The sequence below is a fragment of the Nocardia sp. NPDC049707 genome (assembly GCF_040674855.1).
Lineage (GTDB): Bacteria > Actinomycetota > Actinomycetes > Mycobacteriales > Mycobacteriaceae > Nocardia.
In genome coordinates, this window is record NZ_JBFANN010000029.1 from 74,556 (window position 1) to 100,594 (window position 26,039).

The 26,039-nt window shown below is 65.5% G+C and carries 20 protein-coding genes and 1 pseudogene; 9 read left to right on the top strand and 12 right to left on the bottom strand.

The genetic code is table 11. The features are described 5' to 3' along the window. The first annotated feature begins 77 nt into the window (after positions 1-77). Complete coding sequence (locus tag AB0J29_RS24245; protein ID WP_364790358.1) at positions 78-731, top strand: GntR family transcriptional regulator; 654 nt, start codon at positions 78-80, stop codon at positions 729-731. Positions 732-1,500: 769 nt separating this feature from the next. Continuing rightward, positions 1,501-2,955, top strand: coding sequence for a DUF1254 domain-containing protein (locus AB0J29_RS24250; RefSeq protein WP_364790361.1), 1,455 nt, complete (start codon positions 1,501-1,503; stop codon positions 2,953-2,955). 452 nt (positions 2,956-3,407) lie between these two features. Here AB0J29_RS24250 and AB0J29_RS24255 read toward each other — a convergent pair whose 3' ends face one another. Both AB0J29_RS24255 and AB0J29_RS24260 read right to left on the bottom strand, forming a co-directional pair. Further along, positions 3,408-5,057, bottom strand: coding sequence for an MFS transporter (locus tag AB0J29_RS24255; protein ID WP_364790364.1), 1,650 nt, complete (start codon positions 5,055-5,057; stop codon positions 3,408-3,410). Between the two features lie 462 nt (positions 5,058-5,519). Then, complete coding sequence (locus AB0J29_RS24260; RefSeq protein WP_364790367.1) at positions 5,520-6,401, bottom strand: NAD(P)H-binding protein; 882 nt, start codon at positions 6,399-6,401, stop codon at positions 5,520-5,522. Between the two features lie 180 nt (positions 6,402-6,581). On the opposite strand from AB0J29_RS24260, the gene AB0J29_RS24265 reads away from it, so the two are divergent. Both AB0J29_RS24265 and AB0J29_RS24270 read left to right on the top strand, forming a co-directional pair. Further along, on the top strand, positions 6,582-7,145 hold the full coding sequence (locus tag AB0J29_RS24265) for a TetR/AcrR family transcriptional regulator (protein ID WP_364790370.1): 564 nt from the start codon (positions 6,582-6,584) through the stop codon (positions 7,143-7,145). 310 nt (positions 7,146-7,455) lie between these two features. Continuing rightward, the gene (locus AB0J29_RS24270) at positions 7,456-8,427 is read left to right on the top strand and encodes a GDSL-type esterase/lipase family protein (protein WP_364790373.1); all 972 of its coding nucleotides are present in this window, start codon (positions 7,456-7,458) and stop codon (positions 8,425-8,427) included. A gap of 193 nt (positions 8,428-8,620) precedes the next feature. On the opposite strand, the gene ychF is transcribed toward AB0J29_RS24270, so the two are convergent. From ychF to AB0J29_RS24285, 3 genes are all read right to left on the bottom strand, one after another. Continuing rightward, entirely contained in the window at positions 8,621-9,724 is a 1,104-nt protein-coding gene (ychF, locus tag AB0J29_RS24275) for a redox-regulated ATPase YchF (RefSeq protein ID WP_364790376.1), read from the bottom strand. A 94-nt stretch (positions 9,725-9,818) separates the two neighbouring features. Then, the gene (locus AB0J29_RS24280) at positions 9,819-10,742 is read right to left on the bottom strand and encodes a zinc-binding dehydrogenase (RefSeq protein WP_364790379.1); all 924 of its coding nucleotides are present in this window, start codon (positions 10,740-10,742) and stop codon (positions 9,819-9,821) included. 61 nt (positions 10,743-10,803) lie between these two features. Next, positions 10,804-11,433 (bottom strand): TetR/AcrR family transcriptional regulator, encoded by a 630-nt coding sequence (locus tag AB0J29_RS24285; protein ID WP_364790382.1) that lies wholly within the window; start codon positions 11,431-11,433, stop codon positions 10,804-10,806. An 80-nt stretch (positions 11,434-11,513) separates the two neighbouring features. Between AB0J29_RS24285 and AB0J29_RS24290 the strand changes: the two genes are divergently transcribed. Then, complete coding sequence (locus AB0J29_RS24290) at positions 11,514-12,146, top strand: NAD(P)H-binding protein (protein WP_364790385.1); 633 nt, start codon at positions 11,514-11,516, stop codon at positions 12,144-12,146. 42 nt (positions 12,147-12,188) lie between these two features. After that, a pseudogene (locus AB0J29_RS24295) lies at positions 12,189-12,503 on the top strand (AraC family transcriptional regulator); the annotation flags it as partial. A gap of 30 nt (positions 12,504-12,533) precedes the next feature. Here the strand turns inward: AB0J29_RS24295 and AB0J29_RS24300 are convergent. Genes AB0J29_RS24300 through AB0J29_RS24310 form a run of 3 tightly spaced genes read right to left on the bottom strand, consistent with a single transcriptional unit; the run spans position 12,534 to position 15,660 of the window. Next, positions 12,534-13,379: a carbohydrate ABC transporter permease gene (locus tag AB0J29_RS24300; RefSeq protein WP_364790433.1), complete on the bottom strand. Its 846-nt coding sequence runs from the start codon at positions 13,377-13,379 to the stop codon at positions 12,534-12,536. 59 nt (positions 13,380-13,438) lie between these two features. Further along, positions 13,439-14,329 (bottom strand): sugar ABC transporter permease, encoded by an 891-nt coding sequence (locus AB0J29_RS24305; protein ID WP_364790436.1) that lies wholly within the window; start codon positions 14,327-14,329, stop codon positions 13,439-13,441. Between the two features lie 38 nt (positions 14,330-14,367). Then, the gene (locus AB0J29_RS24310; RefSeq protein WP_364790388.1) at positions 14,368-15,660 is read right to left on the bottom strand and encodes a sugar ABC transporter substrate-binding protein; all 1,293 of its coding nucleotides are present in this window, start codon (positions 15,658-15,660) and stop codon (positions 14,368-14,370) included. A gap of 196 nt (positions 15,661-15,856) precedes the next feature. Here AB0J29_RS24310 and AB0J29_RS24315 point away from each other — a divergent pair, with 196 nt between their 5' ends. Both AB0J29_RS24315 and AB0J29_RS24320 read left to right on the top strand, forming a co-directional pair. Then, positions 15,857-18,166, top strand: coding sequence for a carbon starvation CstA family protein (locus AB0J29_RS24315; RefSeq protein WP_364790391.1), 2,310 nt, complete (start codon positions 15,857-15,859; stop codon positions 18,164-18,166). Positions 18,167-18,228: 62 nt separating this feature from the next. Continuing rightward, complete coding sequence (locus tag AB0J29_RS24320) at positions 18,229-18,426, top strand: YbdD/YjiX family protein (protein ID WP_364790394.1); 198 nt, start codon at positions 18,229-18,231, stop codon at positions 18,424-18,426. Positions 18,427-18,448: 22 nt separating this feature from the next. On the opposite strand, the gene AB0J29_RS24325 is transcribed toward AB0J29_RS24320, so the two are convergent. Then, positions 18,449-18,967, bottom strand: coding sequence for a methylated-DNA--[protein]-cysteine S-methyltransferase (locus tag AB0J29_RS24325; protein WP_364790397.1), 519 nt, complete (start codon positions 18,965-18,967; stop codon positions 18,449-18,451). Next, on the bottom strand, positions 18,964-20,592 hold the full coding sequence (locus tag AB0J29_RS24330; RefSeq protein WP_364790400.1) for an Ada metal-binding domain-containing protein: 1,629 nt from the start codon (positions 20,590-20,592) through the stop codon (positions 18,964-18,966). Before AB0J29_RS24330 ends, AB0J29_RS24325 begins: the two co-directional genes overlap by 4 nt. A gap of 292 nt (positions 20,593-20,884) precedes the next feature. Here AB0J29_RS24330 and AB0J29_RS24335 point away from each other — a divergent pair, with 292 nt between their 5' ends. Beyond that, positions 20,885-21,019 (top strand): hypothetical protein, encoded by a 135-nt coding sequence (locus tag AB0J29_RS24335; protein WP_364790403.1) that lies wholly within the window; start codon positions 20,885-20,887, stop codon positions 21,017-21,019. A gap of 109 nt (positions 21,020-21,128) precedes the next feature. Here the strand turns inward: AB0J29_RS24335 and AB0J29_RS24340 are convergent, their stop codons facing one another. Together AB0J29_RS24340 and AB0J29_RS24345 are read right to left on the bottom strand one after the other, a co-directional pair. Further along, positions 21,129-24,377, bottom strand: a complete 3,249-nt coding sequence (locus AB0J29_RS24340) for an AAA family ATPase (protein WP_364790406.1) — start codon at positions 24,375-24,377, stop codon at positions 21,129-21,131. Positions 24,378-24,615: 238 nt separating this feature from the next. Continuing rightward, entirely contained in the window at positions 24,616-25,797 is a 1,182-nt protein-coding gene (locus AB0J29_RS24345) for an exonuclease SbcCD subunit D (RefSeq protein WP_364790409.1), read from the bottom strand. Between the last annotated feature and the right edge of the window lie 242 nt (positions 25,798-26,039).

Genomic DNA, 26,039 nt, shown 5'->3' on the forward strand with positions numbered 1-26,039 from the left:
CACACTACGATACTAGTATTCGGTATACAAGTGTGTAGTGCACTGAATCTCGCATACAGCTCTGGTAATCTGGCGGCATGGCGAAGCTGAGTGGCATCACGGCGGTTGAACGGCCCCCGACGCTGGGTCAGCGCGCTTATCTGCAGATTCAGCAGGCGATCAGAGATGGCTCGCTCACCCACGGTGAGCAGTACTCGGAGAACGAACTGGCCGAGTCTCTCGGCATGTCCCGAACGCCTGTCCGTGAAGCCCTTCTCACGCTCAGCCGCGAGGGAATCATCGTCGTCGAATCCCAACGCGGGTTCCGTCTGCGCGAGCTGTCGACAGCGGAGCGGCAGGAGATCTTCGATCTGCGTTCGCTGCTCGAAGGCTTTGTGGCAAGCCGTCTGGCGCTCAATGCCACGGCCGAGGACATCTCACGGCTACGTGCGATTGTTGACGCGCAGGAAAGCCTCAGCAGCGGCCAAGAGTCGGAATTCCTGGCGCTGGACGAGCAGTTCCACCTGCTTCAGTCCGAAATCCTCGGCCTCGAGCGTACCCACGCAACCATGGTCAGCTTGCGTGGGGCGATGTGGCTCATCGGTTTCGAGGCACTCAAACTCCCGCACCGCCTCGAAGCGGTCGTCGCCGAGCACCGCGCCATCATCGACGCCATCGAACAGGGCAACCCCGAGGTCGCAGCCAGCGCAGCACGCAAACACCTCGCGAACACCGACGCCGTCGCACTCTGAGTAGCCCGCTGCGGATTCACCCCTACGTCTCGCCGCTGAAACGCCTGAGCCCCACCTGGATTCGGATGGGGCTCAGCGGAGTCTTCAGCGGCCGACTGCGATGACCGAACCGCAGAATCGAAGGGCTATACGTTGAAACGGAATTCGACCACGGCGCCGTCGAATATCTGCACGTCAAACGCCCTGTTCGAACCCCGGCTCACGTTTCGAAGCCGAATAACCTCTCCTCCCCGCGCACGGATCAACGAGGGTCTGCAGCCTGTGGATGGCGGATCAGTTGGACTCGGGGATCATGATGCTCCTGCGCCCCGTGCACCACCGCGGGCGTTCTCACCGCGTGGAACCCCGCCCGGTCAGCGGATCTGCCAGAACCGGACCGGGCGGGGGCGGGCAATCTCCACAAACGGTCACCAGGACGTTGGCCCGACCTGATAACTGCTGATCATCGTAGGTACACCCACGTGCACTGCTGGGACAACACGCACCACCGCGATCGCCCCAGGGGTGCATTCGTCCAAGCCTGCCCTCAGGTCCCGGCGTGCCGAAACGGTCCCACACCGCAGCGCCCGCCGTCTCATCGCTAAAGATTCGCTAGATTGTGGTTCCTACCCTTCGTCGGGTTCCCTGGTCCCGGCAGTTTGGCGTGAAACGAACTGATGTCCAGTTAATTCCGTGCCCGAGGCGTGTCCGCCATTACCCTGACAAGGAGTTCGCTGAATATGAGCTCGGGCTTGTTTTGCTTGGCTGTGAATCCAACCAGGAGGATGCGGTGGTCAGAAGTTCGAAGTCCCGGCCGGTCCGGGCGGTAGTGGCGGTGGGGATGGTGGCCGCACTCGCGGTCGCCGCGGTGGCGTGTTCTTCGAACTCTTCGGATTCGTCCTCGACGACCAGCTCACCGGCTGCGTCGACGGCCGATGACTTGGCGGCACAGGCGTACGCCTACGCCTATCCGCTGGTGTCGGTGGAGGTGACCCGGCGGCAGCAGACCAACGTGTCGGCGCCGGACCCGTCTCTCGGCGTCGCCCCGATGAATCAGCTTGCCCCGCTGAATTTCCTGCCCGACGCGAAGTTCACCAAGGTCGTGCGCCCGAACGTCGACACGCTCTACACGCAGATGTTCTTCGATGTGTCCAAGGAACCGCTGATCGTCAGCGTGCCCGATATGGGCGGGCGCTATCACCTGTTCCCGATCCTGGACATGTGGACCAATGTCGACGCCGCCCCGGGCTCACGCACCCTCGGTGCTGACGTCCGCGCCTATCAGTTCGCCATCGTCGGCCCGAACTTCCACGGCAGCCTGCCCGAGGGCGTGCACGAATACCGGCTACCCACCGACTCCGGCTGGATGATCGGCCGCATCCAGGTCAACGGGCCCGACGACGTCCCCAACGTCATCGCCATCCAGGACAAGCTGACGGCGGTCCCGCTCAGCGCGGTCGGCGCCGCCTACACAAAGCCGCAGAACACCGATCTGCACCCGGACTGGCCCAAGGATCAAGAAGTCGCCAAATACATTCACGACCTGACACCTCAGCAGTACTGGGACCTGTACTACGCGAGCCTCTCTCACAGCCAGACCCGCCCCGACGACAAGGCCTTCCTCGACCGCCTGTCCTCGATCGGCTGGACTCCGGACAAGAAGCTCGACCTGAACACGCTGCCGGAATCCGAGCGCACCCGCTGGGAACAGGCCTGGCCCAAGGCGCTTTCGAAGATCGAGGTCGTCCAGGGTAAGCAGGAGGTCAACGGCTGGCAGATCACGCGCAGTGGCATCGGCGACTACGGCACCGATTACGCGACCCGCGCGATCATCGCCTACGCCGGCCTGGGTGCGAACCTGCCCCAGGACGCGATCTATCCCGCCACCGCCGTCGACGACAAGAACACCCAGCTCACCTCCGACCGCCCCTACGTCCTGCACTTCCCGGCCGACGGCATCCCGCCGGTGAAGGGCTTCTGGTCGCTGACCATGTACAACGACCGCGGCTTCTTCGTCGACAACCCGATCAACCGCTACGCCGTACGCGGTGAAACACTGACCAAGAACCCCGACGGCTCGGTCGACATCCATATCCAGCGCGAAAACCCCGGCCCGGCAAAGGAAGCCAACTGGCTCCCCGCCCCCGCCTCCGGTCCCTTCAACGTCCTTCTCCGCACCTACTGGCCCGGCCAGTCGGTCATCGACGGCACCTGGAACCCCCCGGCCGTTACCCCCGCCGGCTGACCCGCCGCACAAGTCGTTCGGGCAGAACCTAGCAGATCCCCGCGCGGTGGCTCTCGTAGCGATCTGGACCTACCGCTTCAAATAGGACTGAGCCCCGCCCGGCACACCGGACGGGGCTCAGCAGTGTCTACGAGATGTCCGGCCAGGAGTCGCTGACCAGCAGAGGAAAGGTCAGGAGTTCTGCTTCCCGCCAGAGGTTATTCCGAAGCGGAATTCGACCACATTGACGTCCAATATCTGCACGTCAAACGCCCCGCTCACCCCTCGACTCGCGTTCCGGAGCCGAATAACCTCTGCACCACCACGCTACCGCCGCAACGCGCTGCTACTCGGACAACGACCTTCATGCACCCATGACACTGCTCCCCGGAAATCGGAGGTGAAGCCTTCAGCCCACCTTCCGGGGAGCAGTTCAACGAAGGGACCCTTCGGCTGCCCGGGTTGGGGATCGGTCAGTGCATCCCGACGGCGCCCTCGGTGGGCAGGTCGCCCTTCTTGGCGCGGACCAGGACCATCACGAGCGGGCTGATAGCCAGGATGAGAGCACCCGCCCAGCCGAACGCGTGCGCGTAGCCCGATACCTCGGTGCCGAAGACCCAGTCCATGACCTTGTTGGCGAAGTCCTGTGCGGGCGCTGGCATGGCCGCGATCTGCTCGTGCGTCAGCGGCGTGGCGTTCGACAGGTCCGATGGGATGGCGTTGGCCGGGAAGCCGGGCGGCGGCGTGGGCGCCGGGTTGTCGGCCTGGAACGAGTCCTTGGCCGACGCGTACACCGTGGTGAACAGCGCGGTGCCGAGCGCACCGCCGACCTGCAGCGCCGCGTTCGCCAGGGCGCTGGCGGCGCCGGCGTCGTGGTTGGGGACGCGCAGCAATGCGAGGTTCTGCATCGGCACCATCAGCAGACCCAGGCCGAAGCCGAATGTCGCCAGGCCCGGGAACACGTGCGTCCAGTAGGAGGTGTGTACCCCGATCTGAGTGAGCAGGAACAGACCTGTGGCCGCGAGAATCGGGCCGACGACCATCAACGGTTTCGGTCCGATGCGGGTGGTGAGCTGCGCCGCGATGCCCGACGCCAACACGACGAAGGTTGCCATCGGCAAGATGCCGACACCTGACATCACCGGGCTCAGACCCATCACGATCTGCAGGTAGAACGTGAGATACAGGGAGCCGCCGAGCAGCGCCGCCCCGACCAGTGCCGATCCGATGAACGCGGCACCGCGGTCGCGGTGCCACGGGACACTGAGCGGCAGTAGCGGATTGGCGGTGCGCTTCTCCACGAGGACGAACGCAGCCAGGGCGAGCAGGCCGATGCCGATGAACAGCAGCGTCTGGGTTTCGAGCCAACCGTGCTCGGCCTTGGTGAAGCCGTACACCAGCGACCCGAGGCCGATCGCGACCAGGACCGTGCCGGGCAGGTCGTAGCTGGTGTCGCCGTGTGCCTTGGTCTCCTTGACGATCGGCAGCGTCACCGCGATCGCGAAGAGCGCGATGGGGACGTTGACGAGCAGGCACCAGCGCCAGTCGAGGTACTGGGTCAGCCCGCCGCCGAGGAGCAGGCCGATCGCGGCACCGCCGCCGGAGATCGCGCCGTACACCGCGAATGCCTTGGCGCGCTCCTTCTCTCCTACGAACGTGGTCGTCAGGATCGCGAGCGCGGCCGGCGCGAGCAGGGCCGCGAACACGCCCTGTCCGGCACGCGCGACGAACAGTTGAATCCCGGTCTGCGCGAATCCGCCGACGGCTGACGCCACTGCAAAGCCCGCCATGCCGACCATGAACGAGCGCTTGCGGCCCCAGAAGTCGGCGATACGGCCGCCGAGTAGCAGCAGTGAACCGAAGGCGAGGGCGTAGGCGGTCACCACCCATTGGCGGTCCAGGTTGCTGATGCCCAAGTCCTTCTGGGCATCAGGTAGCGCGATGCTGACGATCGTGCTGTCGAGCACGACGGTGAGCTGTGCCAACGCGACGATGCACAGCACGAGCCAGCGCCGCTCGTGGTTGGGATTGTCGGTGTAGTTGTCGTGGGACCGGGCGCTGAGACTCGCGGTCGCCTGGACATCTGAGGACATGTAGTTCCTAAGGGATAAGGAAACGGACAACTGTCACGACCGAATGCGCAGAAGATATTGACGAATTTGTCCCTGCAGCAATCGATTTCGGGTCTATCGACGTACTCGTCACCCCGTCGGGGGTGGGTCTTGAAGCAAGCCGCGAAGTGTGAGCAATGGCGGTCACTCGTCGGGGATGACGCGCTGGCCGATCGGTCGCGTCACTCGGACAGACGCATCTGTAGTGCTTCGAGGAGCTGAGGGGAAGCGGTGCCGTGGGGCCGTCGTCGGCCACGTCCGGCCGCGCCATGATCTTCGCGCACTCGTCGTGGAGCCGCTCCATCTTCACGTCCAGCAGGCGCGGACTCCGCTCTTCGCGGAGACTTCTCGGCGAAGATGCCCTTTCCGCAGCTCCAATCGTGTGGCGGGCGATAGTGCCTTGCCGCCCGAGGCACGCCTGAACACTGCTCACAGTGGAGGCTTGACAGTCTCACGCGCTGCGCGAAGAGTCACTTACGATCTCTGGCCCGTTGACGCCAGGTCGCGGAAGTAGTCGGAGAGATGGTGAGTGCCGGTTTGCTCGCCAACCGACTCGCGTTGAAGCCCTTCGAGGAAGAATCGAGCCAGCGACGACGGACGCGGCCCCAGGCGATCCGCGGTCCAGATGATAGGCCGGACGAATCGAACAGGGACAGAGACCATTCTGGGCCGCTTGCCTACTGCGTCGAACGCCAAGTCGACGATGTCGCGATAGCTGTAGACGTCCGGGCCACCCACATTCCACTCACCGGACTCGTCCCCGAGACGGTCGACGCAGAAGGCCGCGAGGTCGGCGCCGTGGATCGGGTTCAATCGCGCCGTTCCGGCACCGAGACCGAACGCGACGCCGCGACGCGCCATGTCAACAAATTCAGAGGCGTCTGAGAAGTACCCCGACGGATTGACGATCTGCGAAGCCACCTCGCTCCGCCGCAGTGCTTCCACGAATGCCGCCTTCGACCGCATCACCATCGAGGTGCCCTCGTGGACATGCATGACGTTGACAAACAGGAATGACGACACGGAGTCCTTCTCCGCCAACTGCAGCAGACGGAGGTTTGCTCGAAAATCGATGTCCCAAGGGTCAGCGTGTTGCCGCGTTACACCCAACGCTGAAACCACCTGGTGCACACCGTGATACAGACCTGGAATCGTACTCCGATCGCCGATGTCTCCGATCACCCACTCGTGAACCAGGCCGCGTAGAGATGGAGCTCCGAACGCCCCCGGGCTCTCCGCCCGTTCGCGTGAACGCACCAGGGCCCTCACCCGATAGCCGCGTCGATGGAGCTCACGCACGAGGTACCTACCCATATACCCCGTCGCTCCGGCAACCAGTACGGTCTGCGCTTCCATGCACACCCCTTCCATTCGTGTACTGCCTGGTCCAAGAATACCGTACCGCGATGACGTCGACACATCGGGGAAGTCCTGCCGGCCCACCTGGACAATGGGAACGTCGGGTCGCCTCTGATAGCCCGACGACAATGAGATGGAGGAAACGTGATGGCGCGTACCGCACGACCGTTGGACCCCGTGCGAACTCGTGCGCTACTCGATGCCGCCGGCGTCGCATTCGCAACACACGGTTTCGAGCGAGCCTCGCTCAACTCGATCCTGGCCGAGGCGCAATTCCCGAAGAGCTCCTTCTACCACTACTTCGGGGACAAGACGACACTGTTCGAACGCGTCGTGGAATCCGGAATGGAGGTGCTTCGCGCATCAGTGACACCACCGAACATCGACTCGCTCGACCAGGACAGCTTTTGGCCGCACATACGTGAACTCGGCGACCAACTCCAGATCGCCGCCATCTCGGACCCACGCACCCAGATTGTCGGACGGCTGCTTCACGCCGCGGACGTCCCGACCTCCTCCACGCTCGCCGCTCTTCGCCACTCGACAACGAACTGGCTCACACATGCACTCGAACGGGGACGCGACCTAGGCCAGATAGACCGCGACACCCCACTGGAGCTTCAACTGCACCTGCTAATCGTTGTCCTCACGGAAGTCGACCGATGGGTACTCGCCCACAACGCCGACACAGACTCCACATCCGCGGCACTCCGAGCACTCGAACGCTTGCTCGTCCCGTGATCGATCTTGGGCCCAGGGATCGTCGCAACACTGATCGCACTGTGCGTGCTGGATGGCCGGGTGCAGGATGTGGCGTCGTTGATGCGGTGGTATCTGCAGCGAGACCAGTTCCACTGGTGGGACTGCCCTCGAGGATGCGTCCACGTTCGACGCCGCGATGCGGGAACGGTTCCCCGCGTTCGCCGCCGAGAGATCCAATCAGCCATTGCCGATGGGAACCATTGCTGTACAAAACATCCGCTATTGCCTGTGGTCTCAATAGGTCAGCGCAACACTGAGTTTGTCCTGCTGAGTGGGGATGTGGTGCGCGATGGCCTCGACACGACCGTTGTCGGAGAAGAGAGTGCGGCTGACCGAAGCCGAGGTGGAGGAGGTGTGGCGGCGATGGCGGTCCGGGCAGGCCATCAAGGTGCTCGCCCGGGAGATGCGTCGACACCCCTCGACGGTGCGGGAACTGCTCAAACGCTGCGGTGGTGTCCGTCCGGCCCCGCGTCACCGCAGCGAGTTGCGGTTGAGTTTGACTGAGCGCGAAGAGATTTCGCGTGGTCTGGCCGCCGGCTCCGAATACGTATCCCTGGGCGACTCTTTCATCTCGGTCGGCTCCTACCTGACCACCTCCATGAACTCCGACTGCGCCCAAGCCAGCGACGACGTCGGCCACTTGGTCGCCGCACAACTGCCCGGGATCGGATTCACCGACCTGGCGTGCGGCGGCACCCCGGCGAACCTCGTCGAGAAAAGCGCGGACGGCCTCTCCCCAGCCACCCGCTACGTGTCGCTGTCCACCGGCGGCAACAAAGACGACTTCTACATGGGACTGCTGCAGAACTGCTTCACCAGCGGCATCAACTGCACACCGGAGTTCCGGCAGGAATCCGAAGCCAAACTCGACCGCCTGGGCGCCAGCCTCGACAGCGCCTACGCCGCCGTTCGCGCCAAAGCACCCAACGCGAAAGTCGTTGTCCTGGGCTACCTCCGACTACTGCCCGACCGCTCCGCCGGCTGCGTCATCGACCTGACCATGGGACAGGACATCGTCGACTTCGGCAACCGCATCCAATACCGGCTCAACGACGAAGTCGGCAAAGCCGCCGAACGCGCCGGATTCACCATGGTCAACAAATGGCAGGACGGACACAACTCGGTCTGCGCACCCTACGGACAACGCCACGTCTCGATCACCGGCATCGGCCCCGGCGACGAAGCTCTCGCCTACCACCCCACCATCACCGGACGCCGCCACACCGCCGCACTGATCGTCGACGCCTTCCTCCACGGCTGACCAGACGCACTGACTTGCCGCATACGGCGCTGATCGAGGCGGCCGCGGGGCCGTTGGCGGGACAAACCCCGTTCCAGCCAGCACCACCAACCAACCACTTCAAATACGACTGAGCCTCGCCCGGCACACCGGACGTGGCTCAGTAATGTCTACGAAGTACCCGGCCAGGCGTCGCTGACCAGCGCAGACAAGGTCAGGAGTTCTGCTTCCCGCCAGAGGTTATTCCGAAGCGGAATTCGACTACGTCGCCATCTGCCATGACGTAGTCCTTGCCTTCCATCCGGACCTTGCCCGCGGCTTTGGCGGCGGCCATCGAGCCTGCTGCAACGAGGTCGTTGTAGGCGACTACTTCGGCCTTGATGAAGCCGCGTTCGAAGTCGGTGTGGATTACGCCGGCTGCCTTGGGGGCGGTGTCGCCCTGGTGGATTGTCCAGGCGCGGGCCTCTTTCGGACCGGCGGTGAGGTAGGTCTGCAGGCCAAGGGTGTGGAAGCCGGTGCGGGCCAAGGCATGCAGGCCGGGCTCGGATTGGCCGATGGATTCGAGCAGCTCCAGAGCGGATTCGTCGTCGAGTTCGAGGAGTTCGGCTTCGACCTTGGCGTCGAGGAAGACCGAATCGGCCGGTGCGACAGCGGCTTTCAGTTCGGCGATCTTGGCCTCGTCGGTGAGCACCGACTCGTCGGCATTGAAGACGTAGAGGAACGGCTTGGTGGTGAGCAGCGAAAGTTCCTTCAGCAGTTCGCCATCCAATTGGCCGCGCGCGGAGAAGAGGGTCTTGCCGCTGTCGAGAACTTCCTGGGCGGCCTTGGCCGCGTCGAGCAGCGGCTTGCGGTCCTTTTTGACCTTGGCTTCCTTCTCCAGCCGCGGGATCGCCTTTTCCAGCGTCTGCATATCGGCGATGATCAGCTCGGTTTCGATCACCTCGATATCGGCGAGCGGGTCGACGCGCCCGTCGACGTGCACCACATCATCGTCGGCGAAGACTCGCACCACCTGGCAGATGGCATCGGCTTCGCGGATATTGGCGAGGAATTTATTGCCGAGTCCGGCCCCCTCGGACGCGCCCTTCACAATGCCCGCGATGTCGACGAACGATACGACGGCGGGCAGGATGCGCTGGGAGCCGAAGATCTCGGCCAGCTTGACCAGTCGCGGGTCGGGCAGCGGAACCACCCCGACGTTCGGCTCGATGGTCGCGAACGGATAGTTCGCGGCCAGCACGTCGTTCTTGGTCAGCGCATTGAACAGCGTCGACTTTCCGACATTGGGCAGGCCGACAATTCCGAGGGTGAGACTCACGAGGTAGAGAGTCTAGCGCCGCACCATGCCGTCCTGCCCACAGGCCACCGCCGATCGGCGCGGTATCCGGCCGAACCCGCTGGCCGCGCGGTCGTCAGGGAATCAGGATGACCTTGCCGAGGTTCGACCGGGCTTCGATGACGGCGTGGGCCGCGGCGGCATCTTCCAACGGGAATTCCGCGTGGACGACTGGGCGGAGCAGGCCGGAGGCGAAGTACTGCCAGAGTTCTCGGCGCCAGTGTTCGTACAGGTCCGGAGCGTGGCGGGCGATGCGGGCCATCTGGAAGCCGATGACCGATTTCGCGCCGACGAGCAGGTCATAGGCCTGGATGGTGCCGCCGCCGGAGCTGTAGGCGACGAGTCGGCCGCCGGGGGCCAAGGCCGCGATGGCCGGGGTGAGGAGGTCGCCGCCGACGGCGTCGAGAAGGTAGTCGACGGGCTCGCCCCAGGATTCCTGGTCGTACGCGACGACCTCGTCGGCGCCGAGATCGCGGAGGAAGTCGGCCTTGGCGCTGTCCGAGACGGCCGCCACCACGCGCGCAGCGCCGCGCACCCGCGCCAATTGCAACGCGAGGTGGCCGACACCGCTGGCAGCGGCCGTGATCAGAACGGACTCGTCCGGCTTGGGATTCGCGGCATCGAGGGCACCGAGTGCGACCAAACCGCTGCGGACCAGCGCGACCGCATCAACCGCCGAAGCGCCGTCGGGAATCGGCGAGGCCATCGCGGCGGAGAGCACCGCGTAGTCGGCATAGCCGTGACCGAACACCAGACCGGTGACGCGGTAGCCGGGCATACAGCTGGTGACGCCTTCCCCGACCGCGACCACCTCACCCGCGATCTCGCCACCCAGTGCGATCGGCTCCCTCGGCTCACGCACCTTCCGAACCACCGGCAGGGTCACACCAATCGCCTCGACCCGGACCAACAGTTCCCCGGGGCCCGGCGCCGGCACCTCGGCCGACACCACCTCGAGTACCTCCGGACCACCGCTGCGCTGGTATTGCACCCGCCGCATGACACCTCCAAAATCCTTAGGAGCGGTAACGGTAGCCGACGCCGCGACGACACCCACCCAATTACGGCGCCGAGTGCGAAATCTCACCGCCGCGGCCGTCGGGATCAGATGCGCTCGATCCAAGGCCACGCATGAGCGTCTCGGCCAGGCTGTCGGCGAGTTCGTCCGGGGCGGCAGTCGCCTCCGGACCCCCCTCGTAGTAACGCAGGAATGCCTGGTGGAAGCAGGTGCCGTCGAGCAGTGCGGCTGCGGTGTCCACATCGGCTTCCTGATCGACTCGGCCGAGTTGCCGCTCGGCACGCAGGTAAGCGGCGATTCCAGCGATGGCATGGCCGGGTCCCGCACCGTACCGTCGCATCGAATCGCGGTGTGCCGCCATGCGTTTGGGTTGCGCGAGTAGTCCGCCGAGCAGGGGCAGGGACTGCTGGTAGAAGGTCAGCGCGGCACGAGCGAGGGCGGCCAGATTGGCTTCGACCGTGGCTGAACCCGGGTCGGGTCGAGTCGCGGCGGGGCCGGGCATGCGGTGCTGGAGGACGTTCAGAATCAGCTCCTCTTTATCGCTGAAGTGCTTGTAGAGCGCGGCTTCGGAGTAGCCCGCCGCCTTGGCGATCTCCTTGGTCGTCGCTTCGACCACACCGCGATTGCGCATGATCTCCGCCGCGGCGTCGAGGATCTGGTCGCGCGTGCCCATGCGGCCTCCCGGTTGACAGGTTAGTAAGTATTCACCCATCCTAGGTTAGTAAATACTCACCAACCTGACGGAGCTTCGACATGCGACTCACGATCTTCGGCGCGACCGGCCGTACCGGCGGACACCTGGTGCGCCAGGCACTGACGGCCGGACACGAGGTGACCGCGGTGGTGCGCGGTCAGCACGCCATCGCGGATCATCCGCAACTGCGCGTGATCACGGCCGACGTCATGAACCCCAATGACATCGCGACGGCCATCCGGGACGCCGACGCGGTACTCGACACCATCGGAGCACGGGACAAGGGCCCGACGACGGTCGCCACCGATGCCGTACTCGCCATCACCAAGGCCATGGCATCGGTGGGTGTACGACGACTGATCCTGATCAGCAATAGCGCGAGAATCGCCGGGCCCGGCGACGATTGGTGCACCCGCTTCGTGGTGAAGCCGCTCATTCTGCATCCGCTGCTGCGGCACAGCCTCGACGATATGGCCGGGGCCGAGCAAGCGACGCGGGATACCGAACTGGATTGGACCATCGTGCGAGCACCACAGCTCACCGACCGTCCGGCGAAGGGCTCCTACCGAACCGCGGTCGATCGCAACGTGACCTTCGGCATCCGGATCAGCCGTGCGGACCTGGCCACCTGCCTGCTCGACCTGGCGAAGGATCCGCGGTCGATCCACCACCACATCAATGTCGCCAGCTGATTCACCGTGCGATCGCCGACCGGCGGCGTAGCGTTGGCGGCTATGGAGCCGACCACCGAAGTGGTGACGGCACGTCCGGCACCCGCGCTCGCGGCGTTCATCGATGGGTACGTGGGGTATCGGATGTGTGGGTTCGCCCCCGGGTTGCATCGGGGGCTGCCGTCGCGACATATGACGTTCATCGTGTCGATCGGGCCGAGTATCGACGTTGTGGCGCAGACCGATTCGCGACAGTCACCGGAGGACTACCGGTGTGTGCTGAGTGGGTTGCAGGCCAGCTCGGCGGTTATTTCGCACAGTGGGTATCAGGAGGGGGTCGGGATCGAGTTGTCGCCGCTCGGCAGCCGAGCCCTGTTCGGGATGCCCGCGACGCCAGCCGCGCGGCCGTCACCGACCACCGAGCCCCGATGCCGCGATACCACGGACGAACGCCCGCTGCGCGAGCGCGTAGACCACCACCAGCGGCAGCAGAATGACCATCGCCGCGGCCATGAGAATCGGCCATTGCGTGTAGTACTGGCCCTGCAACCGCACCAAACCCAAGGTGGCGGTGGCAATATCGTTGCGCTGGATGATGATCAGCGGCCACAGGAAGTCGTTCCAGACGGTGATCCAGGTGAGCACCCCGAGCACCATGAGCGCGGGACGGGTGTGCGGCAACAATACTCGCCAGAACACCTGCCAGGTGGTACATCCGTCGACGATCGCCGCCTCCTCGAGTTCGGTGGGCAACGTCCGGAAGAACTGGCGCATCAGATAGGTGCCGAAGGCGCTGCCGAACAGGCCAGGGACGATCATCGCCCACGGTGTGTCCACCCAACCGAAGGCCCGCATGATCAGGAATTGCGGGATCACGGTAACCGTCAAGGGCACCATCAGCGTGCCGAGGTAGCCGAGGAAGAGTACGTCGCGTCCGCGAAATCGCAAGCGCGCGAAGGCATATCCGGCCAATGAGCAGAAGAAGACCTGACCGGCGGTGACGCATAACGCGTAGCAGGCGGTATTGACCAGCATCCGCCCCAGCGGGATCAGGTCGAAGACCTTCCCGTAGTTGGACCACTGCGGATGCGCAGGAACCAGCGTCGGCTCGGTGATCTCGCCATTGCGCTTCAACGAACCCGACAATGCCCACAGAATCGGGAACAGCGCGCACCAGGCGATACCGACGAGTGCCACATAGATCAGCACGCCACGCACCGTCCGGCGCAGAATGGCCCGCTCCACCCGGCCGATACCGCCTGCCCACACACCGATCCGCACCGGCAGCGACCGCCGAACCATCTCGTAGGTATTCACAACTCCACCTCTGCCCGGCGCGCGAACCGCAGTTGCAAGAGCGTCAACACCAGCAGCATCGCGAAGATGACCCAGGCCAGCGCCGCAGCATAGCCGACCTCGTAGAACCCGAAGGCATTCTGGAACAACATGATTCCGAGCAGATAGGTCCCTGTCTCCGGCCCGCCGTTGCCACCGGTCAACGCATAGGCCTGATCGAAGGCCTGCACCGAGTTGATGATGGTGATGACGAAAACAAAAGACAGCGGCCCACGGATCAACGGCAGCGTCACCGACCAAAACCGCCTTACCGCCCCTGCCCCATCGATGCGCGCCGCCTCGTACAGCGTCTCGGGTACTCCTTGCATCGCGGCCAGCAGGATGACCGTCGCGAAAGGCACGTTCTTCCATACGGTCACGATGCTCAGCGAGACCAGCGCCCAATCCGGGTCGGTCAGCCACGGAACCGGATCGATGCCGACCCAGCCGAGCATGATGTTGAGCAGCCCGTCATCGGTGGTGAAGATGAAGCGCCACACCACGGCCATGGCCACGGTCGAGGCGACCAGCGGCAGGAACGCGATGGTCCGAAAGATGCCGATACCGGCCAGCTTCCGATTGAGCACGGCGGCGACGGCCAGTCCGATCACCACCGTCGGCACCAGCGTCGACACCGTGAACACCGCGGTATTGCGTAAGGCGATGAGAAATAACGGATCCGACGCGAACAGCCGCCGATAGTTCGCCATCCCCACGAACCGCGGCGGGCTGAACAAGTCCCACGAGTGCAGACTCAGATACAACGAAAGGCCCAGTGGAAACAGTAAGAACACCAGTACCGCCGCCAGATTCGGCGTCACGAAAACCCAGCCCGCACGCGCACGCCGCCGCGCCAGCCGCCCCTGCATGCGCGGCGCACCACTCGCGGTGTGCCGGTACCAGATCGTCATGACGATTCCAGGACTGTATTGATATCGGCAGTCAGGGACGCGCTTATCGACTCAGCGGTCGCGGCACCGCGTAGTACCCGGTTGCCACCCCGCTCCAGCAGCGCGGAAACCTTGCCCCACACCGGAGTAACCGGCAGCGCTCGCGAATTCTGCGGCCCCTCCGTGAACACATGGAGGTTGTTTATCTCGCGATGCGCGTCCGCGAAGCCCGGCGAGCCCATCGCCGATTTCAGCACGGGCACGAACAATCCGGAGGATGCGATAATGGCTTGCCCCACCGGTCCGGTCGCGAATTTGACGAATTCCCAAGCTTGTTCGACGCGCGGACTATCCGCGGCAATCGATAACCCGGTGCTGCCGACATCGGTAATCGCCCCCGGGCCACCGTGCGGCCCGACCGGCAACACAGTGACATCGATGGGCAGATCATCCTGTCCGGCGAACTCGGAATACAACCAATGCCCACCCATCGCCATCGCCGCTCGCCCGCTACGGAACAGATCGGGTGCCGAAACTGATTGCTGTTCGCCGACTTTCGGCGCAACCCGATGTCGAACCGCGAGATCGGCGTAGAACTGGAACCCCTCGGCGAACCTAGGATCACCGAGATTGGTCCTGGTCGGATTCACCGGCGGCGAGAACCACTCTGCCCCATTGTTCATACCGAAACACGCGGCCGAGAGATACGGCACCCAGGCGTCGGCGAACCCCCACTGCCGGGTCCGCCCGGATGACTCGCGCCGCGTGAGTGCCTGTGCGGCATCAAGGAATTCAGCGAAGGACCAGGCAGCACGCCACCGGGTCGGCGCGGTCACTCCGGCTTCGGCGAACAGTTTCCGGTTGTAGTAGATAAACACCCCCGACCACTGTTCCGGCAGCGCGTACTGCCCACCGCGGTAGGTGAAGGTGTCATACAGCGCCGGATAGCTGTCGGCACGCAGTGCGGCAGCGTATTCGGGCTCCCGATCGAGCAGCGTGCGCAGATCCAGCAGCACGCCACGCTCGGCGAGTCCGGCATAAAGCAACTCCCACGCCATCATGACGTCGGGACATTTGCCACCCGCGCAGTAGGTGAGCATCTGCTGCAGCGGATCCGGGCCGGACATGATCGTGCGAATTCGGATCTCCGGACGCCGCCGCTGGAACTCGTCGATGATCTTCAGCCGGACCCGCGCCTCCTCCGGCCTGGCCTGAAAGAAGAAAGTCAGCGCGTCGTCAGCGGACCCGCAGCCGGTGCCGGCGAGCAGCGGCGCGGCCAGCACCGAGCCGAGCAGCGTGCGCCTGCGCAACGAGGCCCTCCTCCAGGCGGGTGTGGAGCTTGGCGGAATCGCATGGCAGCATACGTTCGGCAACACCGAGGTGATGGCCGACACACGAACAAAACTTAACGTTGTCCAAAGCCGATGGGAAAAGAGCCCGATCGACATCACAATCGGATACGTTGTAACGTGTTTCAGCCTGCGTATTTTACAGGAGAGTTATCGGATGGCGACAATCGAATATTTGCGGACGGATCCCGATCTGCCGCCCGTCGGGGTGGTTGATCACTCCCCGATCACGCCACGGAAGAAGGCGATATTCGGGGCCATCGCGGTCGTCGGGGCCATCGCCTGGGCCATCCTAGCCATCTCGCGCGGTGAGAACGTCAACGCCGTCTGGATCGTGATCGCGGCGATCTGTACCTATGTGACCGCGTACCAGTTCTACGCGAGGCTGATCGAATACCGGATCACCAAGCCGCGCGACGATGTGGCCACGCCCGCCGAGGAATTGGAGAACGGCAAGGACTACATGCCGATGGACCGGCGGGTGCTCTTCGGACACCACTTCGCCGCCATCGCGGGTGCCGGTCCGCTGGTCGGACCGGTGCTGGCCGCGCAGATGGGTTATCTGCCCGGCACCATCTGGATCATTGTCGGCGTTGTCTTCGCGGGCGCGGTGCAGGACTACCTGGTGCTGTGGGCCTCGTCGAAGCGCCGTGGGCGCAGCCTCGGGCAGATGGCCCGCGACGAGCTCGGGCCGATCGGCGGCGTGGCCGCGATCGTCGCGGTGCTGGTGATCATGATGATCCTGCTCGCGGTGCTCGGCATCGTGGTGGTGCAGGCATTGGCCGCAGTCAAGGGCCCGGATGGCGCGCTGCACGGCGGCAGTCCGTGGGGTGTGTTCTCCATCGGCATGACCATTCCGATCGCCCTGTTCATGGGCCTGTACCTGCGTTATGTCCGGCCGGGCCGGGTCGGCGAGGTATCGGTTATCGGCTTCGCGCTGCTGCTGTTCGTCATCATCTCCGGCCGGTGGGTTTCCGAATCCGGTTGGGGCCGTGACCTGTTCACCCTGTCCGGCACCACCATCGCCTGGCTGCTGATCATCTACGGTTTCATCGCCTCGGTACTGCCGGTGTGGCTGCTGCTCGCACCGCGCGATTACCTGTCGACATTCATGAAGATCGGCACCATCGGCCTGCTCGCGCTCGGCATCGTGATCACCATGCCGGTGCTGAAGGCGCCCGCGGTGTCGCAGTTCGCGCACAACAGCAACGGCCCCTCCTTCGCTGGCAGCCTGTTCCCGTTCCTGTTCATCACCATCGCATGTGGTGCGCTGTCGGGATTCCACGCCCTGGTGTCCTCCGGTACCACGCCCAAACTGCTGGAGAAGCAGTCGCACGCGCGGATGATCGGCTACGGCGGCATGCTGATGGAGTCGTTCGTCGCGATCATGGCGATGATCACCGCCAGCATTATCGACCAGCATCTGTACTTCGCCATGAATGCGGGCGCCGGACTCACCGGCGGCACTGCCGAGAAGGCCGCCGCCTACACCAATTCCCTTGGTCTGAGCGGTGACCCGATCACCGCGGGTGAGTTGACCCAGACCGCAAAGGATGTCGGCGAGACCAGCATCATCTCGCGCACCGGTGGTGCGCCGACGCTGGCGGTCGGCATGTCCGAGGTGATGTCCGGATTCCTCGGCGGCTCCGGGCTCAAGGCGTTCTGGTACCACTTCGCGATCATGTTCGAGGCGCTGTTCATCCTCACCACCATCGACGCCGGTACCCGTGTCGCGCGCTTCATGCTTTCGGATTCGCTCGGCAATCTGGGTGGTCCGGCGAAGAAGTTCAAGGATCCGTCGTGGCGGCCCGGCGCGTGGCTGTGCTCAGCCATTGTGGTCGCGGCCTGGGGTTCGGTGCTGCTGATGGGTGTCACCGATCCACTCGGCGGCATCTACACGCTCTACCCGCTGTTCGGCATCTCCAATCAGTTGCTTGCCGCGATCGCGCTCACCGTGGTGCTGACCATTCTGATCAAGAAGGGCCTGGTGAAGTGGGCGTGGATTCCTGCGCTGCCGCTGATCTGGGATCTGACGGTGACCATGACCGCGTCCTGGCAGAAGATCTTCTCCGCCGATCCGAAGCTCGGTTACTGGAAGCAGCACAGTAACTACAGTGCCGCCCGCGATGCCGGAAAGTTGTTGGCACCGGCCAAGAATGTCGACGACATGGACAAGATCGTGCGTAACACGTTCATCCAGGGCACCTTGTCGATCATCTTCGCGGTGCTGGTGCTGGTCGTCGCGGTGGTCGGCGTCGTGGTCTGCTACCGCACCTGGCGCGCGGGCGGTGGACCGAGCAGCGAAACGCCGGACGTACCGTCGAAGATCTTCGCGCCGCGCGGCTTCATCCCCACCGCGGAAGAGAAGGCGGTGCGGAAGGAGTGGGATGCCTTGATCTCATCCGGACAGGTCCGAGCACCCGGTGCAGCACAGGCCAAGGACGTGACGGTGGAAACAACAGGATGACCACGGCAGCACAGCCGAATGACGACCGATCGCCTCGACCGGCCGTCATTCGGCGTCTGCAAGTGGCTGGAAGTGTCTGTGCCGCAAGGGTTCGCGCAGTGAGTTCATGGTTCAATGCGGTGCTGGGCGGGCAGGATTACCAGCGCTATGTGGACCATCTGCACCGCAATCATCCCGGTTGCGAGATTCCGTCGGAGCGCGAGTATTGGCGGCGGCGCCATGCGGACGCGGATACCAATCCACAGAATCGCTGCTGCTGAACGGTCCCGTTCCGGCGCATGACTATTCGATGGTCAACTGCGCTTCGCCACGCTCGTGATCCAACAGCCAACGCTTCACCGGCAACCCCCACCGGAACCCGCCGAGCCCGCCCCCGATGCGCAGGACCCGGTGGCACGGCACGAAAAGCGCCGCGGCATTGCGGGCGCAGGCATTCGCGGCGGCGCGGGTGGCATCGGGACGCCCCGAAATGGCGGCGTATTCGGTGTAGGTGACCGGATCGCCCGCGGGAATCTTGCGCAGCACTTCCCATGCGTGCATGAGGAATTCGCCGGATTGCTGACGCACCTCGATCGCATCGATCGCGGTCAGCTCGCCGCGATGGTAGGCGGTGATCGCGCGGGTCACCGCCCCGAGGTCATCGCGTTTGCCCAGCTCGCTCGGCCGCAGACTCGGGTGGATCAACTGCCGCAAGTTCTCGGCGTCAGCAGTCCAGCCGGAGGCCAGTACGGCGCCATCGGCATCGACAAGTGCGGTGAACGGGCCGATCGGAGTGTCGGAGGTCGCGAAATCGGTGGTCACAATCGGGTCTTCGCTTTCGGTACGGCGACAGACTTCGTCGCGGATGCTTTCGGTGGTGCGGCCATGCGTCCGGCGAGCGCGGCCTTCCATAGATGCATGGACAGATACGAACGCCACGGCGCCCAGCGCGCGGTATCGGCGAGATCGACGCCGAGCAGGGCGGTGCCTTGGCGGACAACAAGATCGGTGTCGAGCAGGACATCCGGATCGGCCAGCAGCCGCATGGTCACATAATCGGCGGTCCACGGTCCGACACCGTCCAGAGCCAGCAGGTCGCGGCGCAGATCGGTGGCGGTGCGTCCCTGGTGCAGCACCAGCTCGCCGGAGGCAAGCGCCGAGGCAGCACCGATAATCGAGCGGATCCGCCGCGCCGGGCCGGTCAATACCTCGGCTCCGCGTTCTGCGATCGCGGCCGGTGTCGGGAACAGACGCGCGACCGGCCCGTCGATCGACTCGCCGAGCGCCTCGACCAGCCGCGCGGTGTGGGTAGCGGCGGCGGATACCGAAATCTGCTGACCGATCATGGTGCGCAACAACAACTCCGGGCCATCGAGGGAGCCGGGCACCCGGATACCGGGAGTGAACGGCGGGCGAGCTGGGGCACGGCGCCCGATGGCCGCACCGACGTCGGCGGGGTGCTCGGCCGGAGCCGCACCGACATCGGGAAGATCGCGTCCGGACGTCTCGATCACATCGGTATCGGCGGGCACCACGCCGAGCGCCTCATCGATACCGACCGGGTCCGCGTCCAGGTCCAGCAGATGCCGCAGCCGTGCGACGGTCGGCGCGAGATCGCGCATATCGTGCAGCGACAGTTCGGCGCGCACGTGGTCGCGCTGGAAACTCAGCCGCGTCATCGCATGCCCGTGCGGGGTGCGCAGGCCGCGGGCGTAGGCGCGGTCCTCCCACAGCTCCATGCCAGGCACGACATGCGAGGAGAGGAACCACTCGAGCCAGCCCCGGTCCAGCGGCGCCCGAAACGGCAACCGCAGCGTCAACGAGCCGTTGGTGGCGGGCACGAGACGGCTTCCCGAGCGGGTCATTCGCTGCGCCTCGGTGCGCATGGTGGTCGGACTGACCACGAATACCTCGCGGACCGTATCGTTGAACTGGCGGATGCTGGCGAATCCGGCCGCGAAGGCGATATCCGACATCGGCATATTCGTGGTCTGGATCAGCAGCCGCGCGGTGTGCGCACGATGCGCTCTGGCCAGCGCCAGCGGACCGGCCCCCAGTTCGGTGGTGAGCACCCGGGTCAGCTGGCGCTGCGAATAGCCAAGTGTGGCAGCCAGCGCGGGCACGCCGCCGCGCTCGATGACGCCGTCGCCGATCAGTCGCATGGCCCGCGCGGCCAGATCGGCGCGGGTATTCCACAGCGGTGAGCCGGGTGCGGCATCGGGCAGACAGCGGCGGCAGGCCCGGTATCCGGCCTGCTGCGCCGCGGCGGCCGTCGGCAGGAAGGTCACATTGGACGGCTTCGGCGTGATCGCCGGGCAGGAAGGGCGGCAATAGATTCCGGTAGTTCGCACCGCGGTGAAGAACTGGCCGTCGAATCGGGAGTCCCGGGTCGACACCGCTCGATAGCAGCGTTCGAAATCCAAAGCCGTGATCGTCACCCAATCCACAATGGCAGCAACCCACACCGGATGCTAGCGGAAATCAGCCACAAACCCTCATAACAGGTGTGGGAACCGAAAAAAGTGGGCAGACGTGACGATCCGAATTATCGAGCAGCGCAACGGAATGTGACCACGGGCACAATGCTGCGTTCGCGAGGTTTGGGCCGGAATGTCGGGATGATGGGGCGAATAACGAGGGCGGGCGGATGGTTGGCGTCGGAGATCGCGTCGCGGACCGATATCCACATCGGAGCGGTTCACGCTGAGCGGCGAGGGTATGGCCTGGCGAGCGACTGATATGAATCTCGGTCGCGATGTCGACTTCGGCAGCTCACTCGACCTGCACAATGCGGGCACCGGCGACACCCCGGATATCGACGCCGCGGTAAATGGCGGTATCTGGAGTCGCGGCGGGCGGTCCCGCGACTTCTAAGAGTTCGGCCGCCAGGCAACCGAACCACAGCGGTGAGCTGGACCTCCGCCGATCCGACCAGCGCAGTTGCCACGCTTGCCGCGCAATGATCGGCGCGTGCTCAGTCGGCTCAGGCGACGGTGGTGCGGAGTTGGGAGCCCGCTCGCCCTCGGATGACGTGCAGACGGCTCGGAATACGCTGGCGCATCTCGTCGACGTGGCTGACCACGCCGACCACGCGCCCGCCCGCACGGAGTTCGTCGAGCACCCCCATGACCGCGTCGAGGGTATCGGCATCGAGTCCGCCGAAACCCTCGTCGATGAATATGGTGTCGAGTACAAAGCCGCCGGATTCGGCCGCCACGGTGTCGGCGAGGCCGAGAGCCAATGACAGTGCGGCCATGAAGGATTCGCCGCCGGAGAGGGTTTTGGCGGGGCGGACGGTGCCGGTGTAGTCGTCGCGGATATCGAGGCCGAGGCCGCCGCGACGACCGTACGGGCCCGCCTTGTCCGAGTGCACGAATTCATAGCGGCCGCCCGACATTCGGCGCAGGCGGACCGAACCCGCCAATGCCACCTCTTCCAACCGCGCGGCAAGGACATAGGAGCGCAGCGACATTCGACGATTGTTCTTGCCTCGCCCCGCGACCACCTCCGCGAGCGCCGCCAACTCCTCGTGGGCGCACTGGACCGGTGCGATCCGATCGACCGCGGCCCACAGCTGACCACCCAAATCCTCCAGGAGCTGCACCCGCCGGGTGGCCTCCGCGTGGGCGGCGACGGCTACGTTCAGTTGGGTCTGCGCGGCGGTCACAGCGGACTCCAACGCCGCGAGATCGCCAGGTTCGGTCGATGCGGCCGCCTGGATCTCCGGCTCGGCCAAGACGGCCTCGGCAGCTGCGCGCGCTCGATCGGCCGCAACCAATTCCGCCTCGATCTCGTTGTGCCGCTGCGGGGTTCGTGAAGCCGCGGTGACCACACCCGCGTACACCTTCAGCAAGGCCACATCATCGCGTGGTTGCGCACCGGCTTCGGCGGACGTCGAACCGACGGTCTCGGTCGACCGGGACACCGCACCAGCGCCAGCAGGGAAGCCGGCATCGGAGCCCGGATCACGATTGGTTGCGCCATCAGGATCGGTGACCCGCGAAGCATTCGAACCCGGCGTTGTCTCCGGACCGATCGCGACGGCGTTGTCGGCTCGCGCGATGACGAAACCCGCTGCCAGCGCGAGGCTTTCGACTCGATCGGCGATCACGGCGACCTGCTCGACCGCGGCCGACTCGTCGTTGCGGGCATCACGGAGGGCGGTGGCGTCGCCGATCAGGGTGTCGAGGCGGGCGCGGCGGCGGTCGATGGTTTCGTCGGCGCCCGCGGCGGTACGCAGGCGGTCGGTGAGTTCGGTGAGGCGCGTGGTGGCGACGGCGATTCGGGTGGTGACGGTGCTGCGGCGGGTATCGGATTCGCGCAGTTCGTCGTGCAGGCGCGATTCGTCGGTGCGCAGACGGGACAGTTCGGCGGTGAGGCTGTCGGCGAGGGTGGCGAGTTCGGTGGCGTCTTCGTAGCGGCCGGTGGCGGCGCGCAGGGCGGCGGCCAGTTCCACGCGATCGGCATCGCCGCCGCGGGCAATGAGCGCATCGATTTCGCGTTCCAGATCCGTGATTCGGGCCTGCACGCGGTCGCGGGAGTCCTCGGCCGCACGCTCGGCGGTGACCGCCGCATCCTCGGCGTCCTTCGATACCGCGCTGGCTCCGGCGCGCGCGGGTGCGGGGTGGTCGGCGGAACCGCATACCGTACAGGGCTCGCCGTCGATCAGCTGACCGGCGAGTTCGGCGGCCATGCCGGCCAGCCTGCGCTCGCGCAGCTCGAGTACGCGTTCCTTGGCATCGAGATGTGCCGTGCGAGCCGACTCCAACTCGATCCGCGCGTGATCGAGAGTTGTACTGCGACCTGCGAGTTCGACCGCCGCCGTCGCCGCGGCCTGCAGGCGTTCGCATTCGGGGGTCAGGGCGGGCAGTTCGGCTGCGGCCTCGGTGGCTTCGCGCAGGCGGGTCTCGATGGTCGCGATCGATGCGGGCAGCTGCTGACGCATTCGAGTCAGTTTGTCCACCCGACCGGTGAGCGCGGCGTCTTCCTCGCGCAGCGTGGCGAGTTCGGAGGTGAGCCGGGTCGCGGTGGTCGCGTCGGCACGCACCTCGTCGAGCGCGCCGATCTGGGCGCTCCATCGTCGAATGGCCGCATCGACGTCCGTATCGGCGACGACAATCGGCGTCCCGTCCGAGTCGGGCTCGACCGTGATCAGCGCATTGCCCGTGATATCCGCGCCAGCGGGTTCGGCGAGCAGTGCGGCCAATCGCGCTGCGATGCGGTGGGTTTCGTCCGACGTGCGCCTGGCGTGCATTACCGCGGTGCGTGCCGCATCGATGGCCTCGGCGACCGGCGCGGCCCGCCGGGCCGAATCGAGTTCGGCCTGCAGGTCGGCGCGATGGTCGGCGGTAGCCGCGTATGCGTCGAGCCGGTCGCGGGCCGCGGTCATCCGGCGGCGCAGCTCGTGCAGGCGACGCTGCTCCTCGGCATGGGACCTGATGTGCGCCGACTCCTGTTGGCACCGTTCGGCCTGCGCCGCGGTCGTGGTGAGTTCGGTACGCGCGGCTGCGAGCAGATCTTGCGACCAGCCGACCGCCTCGAGCGGCCCGACGGATTCGGCCGCCGTCTCCCCCGCCGCCACCGCGACCTGCGCGATCAACCGATCGATGCCCTGCTTGCGCGAGTCCACATCCGCGGCCGAGGCCCTGCGCCTATCCGCCAACCACTGCTCGGCACTACCGAAACGCTCGGTGTCGAAGAGCTTTTCCAGCAGCTTCTCGCGTTCCTCGTTCTCCGCGCGCAGAAATCGCGCGAAATCACCCTGGGGCAGCAGCACGACTTGGCAGAACTGGTCCGCACTCATACCGAGCAGCCGGATGATCTCGTTTCCGATATCGGTCAGGCGAGCGAGGTTCGCGCCGCGTCCGTCCAACCATTCCAGCGTCGCGGCGGCATTCTCCTTGACCCAACCGCTTTTGGCCCGCTTGCTCGGCCGCTGGAATTCCGGCGAGCGCGTCAACCGCACTCGTCGGCCACCCAGCGTCGCCTCCAACACGACCCTCGGCGGTGTCTGCTCGTCGGCATGGTCGGAATGCAGCCGCTTACTCTCGCCACGTGCGCCCGGCACACTGCCGTACAGCGCGAATGCGATCGCATCCAGCACCGTCGTCTTTCCGGCCCCGGTCTGCCCGTGTAGCAGGAACAGCCCATCCGCGCCGAGCGCATCGAAGTCGACGACCGCGGTTTCGGCGAACGGGCCGAAGGCGGTCATCTCCAGCCGGTGCAGTCTCATACAACGCTCCCGGCAACCACCCGCGGCCGCGTCGTCCGGCCGGTCACGAATTGCGCCGTCGCTGTGCCGACCCGCGTGGACCCGCCATGATGGCCGATGCCGCTGTTCGGCTCCGCAGGCCCGGCGAGGCTATCAACTCGAGAGCGTGCGAGCCGCGCCGTCGCGCCGGCAATGTCCGGCCCGGATCGTCCGAAGCAAGGCGCTGGCTCGAGTGCGTTGTCTGTCGACCGATCGCCGCTCATGCGGACAGTTCCCCGGCAAGTGTGACCGCAGCGGGCACCACCCGGTCGGGTTCGGCGACAGCGGCGGCGAGTGCCCGCTCCAGCCAGGCCATTTCACCCGGGGTCGGTTCGCCCCGGACATCACTGAGGAAGCTCTGTGCGACTTCGGTATCGCGGCGGCCGTGCACGCGCTCACGGTAGCGCAGTTCCGGGTTGCCTTCCGGGCGTGACCATTCCACGTGCACCGCGTGCGGGAAGCGTTCGCGCAGTTTGCGCATGGCGTCGACGGGGCGGGCGTAGTCGGTCAGCGTTGCCGAGACGTAGTGTTGCTCGGCTTCGGAATAGGCAGCGTCAGTGAGTAATTCGTCCAGAGTGCCGGTTAGACGGCTCAGGCCGCGCACGAGCGGCAGATCCCGGCGTTGCACCGAGCGCAGGCCGGTGGCATCCAGATCGACCAGCCATACCGCCTTGCGGTGCGAGGTCTCGGCGAATGAATACGGCAGCGGGGAACCGGAATAGCGCACCGATGCCGAGAGCGTCTGTGGTGAATGCAGATGTCCGAGCGCCACATAGTCGATGCCGTCGAATGCCGACAGCGGCACGGTCTCCACGCCGCCGACCGAGATCGAACGCTCGGAACCGGTCGCCTCACCACCGACCACGAAGGCGTGGGCAAGCACTACCGTACGAGTGCCGGGGCGCTCGGCGATATCGGCTCGAATCCGGCTCATCGCCGCATCCAGGATATCCGCATGCGAACGTGCTTGCGGCACACCGAGTTCGGCACGAGTGATCTCCGGCTCCAGATACGGGATGCCGTAGCACGCGATCGCACCGTACTCGTCGGACAACAGCACCGGACAATCGGCGGCGGCGACCGTCGTGCGCAGATGCAGCCCGCCCGCCGCCGCGAAACTCGCGCCGGCGCCGAGCCGTGTCGGTGAATCGTGGTTGCCGGACGTCGCGATGATCTGCGCCCCGGCCGCGCGGACGGCCTCGAATCCCTCGATACACACCGCGATCGCGTCGGCGCTCGGGATGGATCGGTCGTACACATCGCCCGGCAGTACGACGACGTCAACGGACTCCGCTGCCACCAATTCGGCAATGGCCGCGAGCGCGGCGGCCTGATCGGTGAGCAGATCGACGCCATGGAATGTACGCCCGATGTGCCAGTCCGAGGTGTGCAGCATCCGCATGCCGCGAAACCGTAGGCTATCGCACCGACACACTCAACAGTGTTTGATTGCCGCGCCTGCGGCGCGGCGGGTTCGCGGCCCCCTTCAGTCTCGCGTCCGAGCCGTCGAGACTCGCGACTACGGCGCATGCTGTATTTGTGGCCGCGCGGGCGCGGCGTGTTCGCGGCCCCCTTCAGTCTCGCGTCCGAGCCGTCGAGACTCGCGACTACGGCGCATGCGCTTCGACGACTCGGACGCGAGAC

What these genes read in the sequence shown, in the direction of transcription:
- AB0J29_RS24245 (WP_364790358.1), top strand. Translation starts at nt 78, where the DNA reads ATGGCGAAGCTGAGTGGCATCACGGCGGTTGAACGGCCCCCGACGCTG.
- AB0J29_RS24260 (WP_364790367.1), bottom strand. Translation starts at nt 6,401, where the DNA reads ATGGAAGCGCAGACCGTACTGGTTGCCGGAGCGACGGGGTATATGGGT.
- AB0J29_RS24270 (WP_364790373.1), top strand. Translation starts at nt 7,456, where the DNA reads ATGGCCTCGACACGACCGTTGTCGGAGAAGAGAGTGCGGCTGACCGAA.
- AB0J29_RS24280 (WP_364790379.1), bottom strand. Translation starts at nt 10,742, where the DNA reads ATGCGGCGGGTGCAATACCAGCGCAGCGGTGGTCCGGAGGTACTCGAG.
- AB0J29_RS24285 (WP_364790382.1), bottom strand. Translation starts at nt 11,433, where the DNA reads ATGGGCACGCGCGACCAGATCCTCGACGCCGCGGCGGAGATCATGCGC.
- AB0J29_RS24290 (WP_364790385.1), top strand. Translation starts at nt 11,514, where the DNA reads ATGCGACTCACGATCTTCGGCGCGACCGGCCGTACCGGCGGACACCTG.
- AB0J29_RS24305 (WP_364790436.1), bottom strand. Translation starts at nt 14,329, where the DNA reads ATGCAGGGGCGGCTGGCGCGGCGGCGTGCGCGTGCGGGCTGGGTTTTC.
- AB0J29_RS24315 (WP_364790391.1), top strand. Translation starts at nt 15,857, where the DNA reads ATGGCGACAATCGAATATTTGCGGACGGATCCCGATCTGCCGCCCGTC.
- AB0J29_RS24335 (WP_364790403.1), top strand. Translation starts at nt 20,885, where the DNA reads ATGAATCTCGGTCGCGATGTCGACTTCGGCAGCTCACTCGACCTGCAC.
- AB0J29_RS24340 (WP_364790406.1), bottom strand. Translation starts at nt 24,377, where the DNA reads ATGAGACTGCACCGGCTGGAGATGACCGCCTTCGGCCCGTTCGCCGAA.
- AB0J29_RS24345 (WP_364790409.1), bottom strand. Translation starts at nt 25,797, where the DNA reads ATGCGGATGCTGCACACCTCGGACTGGCACATCGGGCGTACATTCCAT.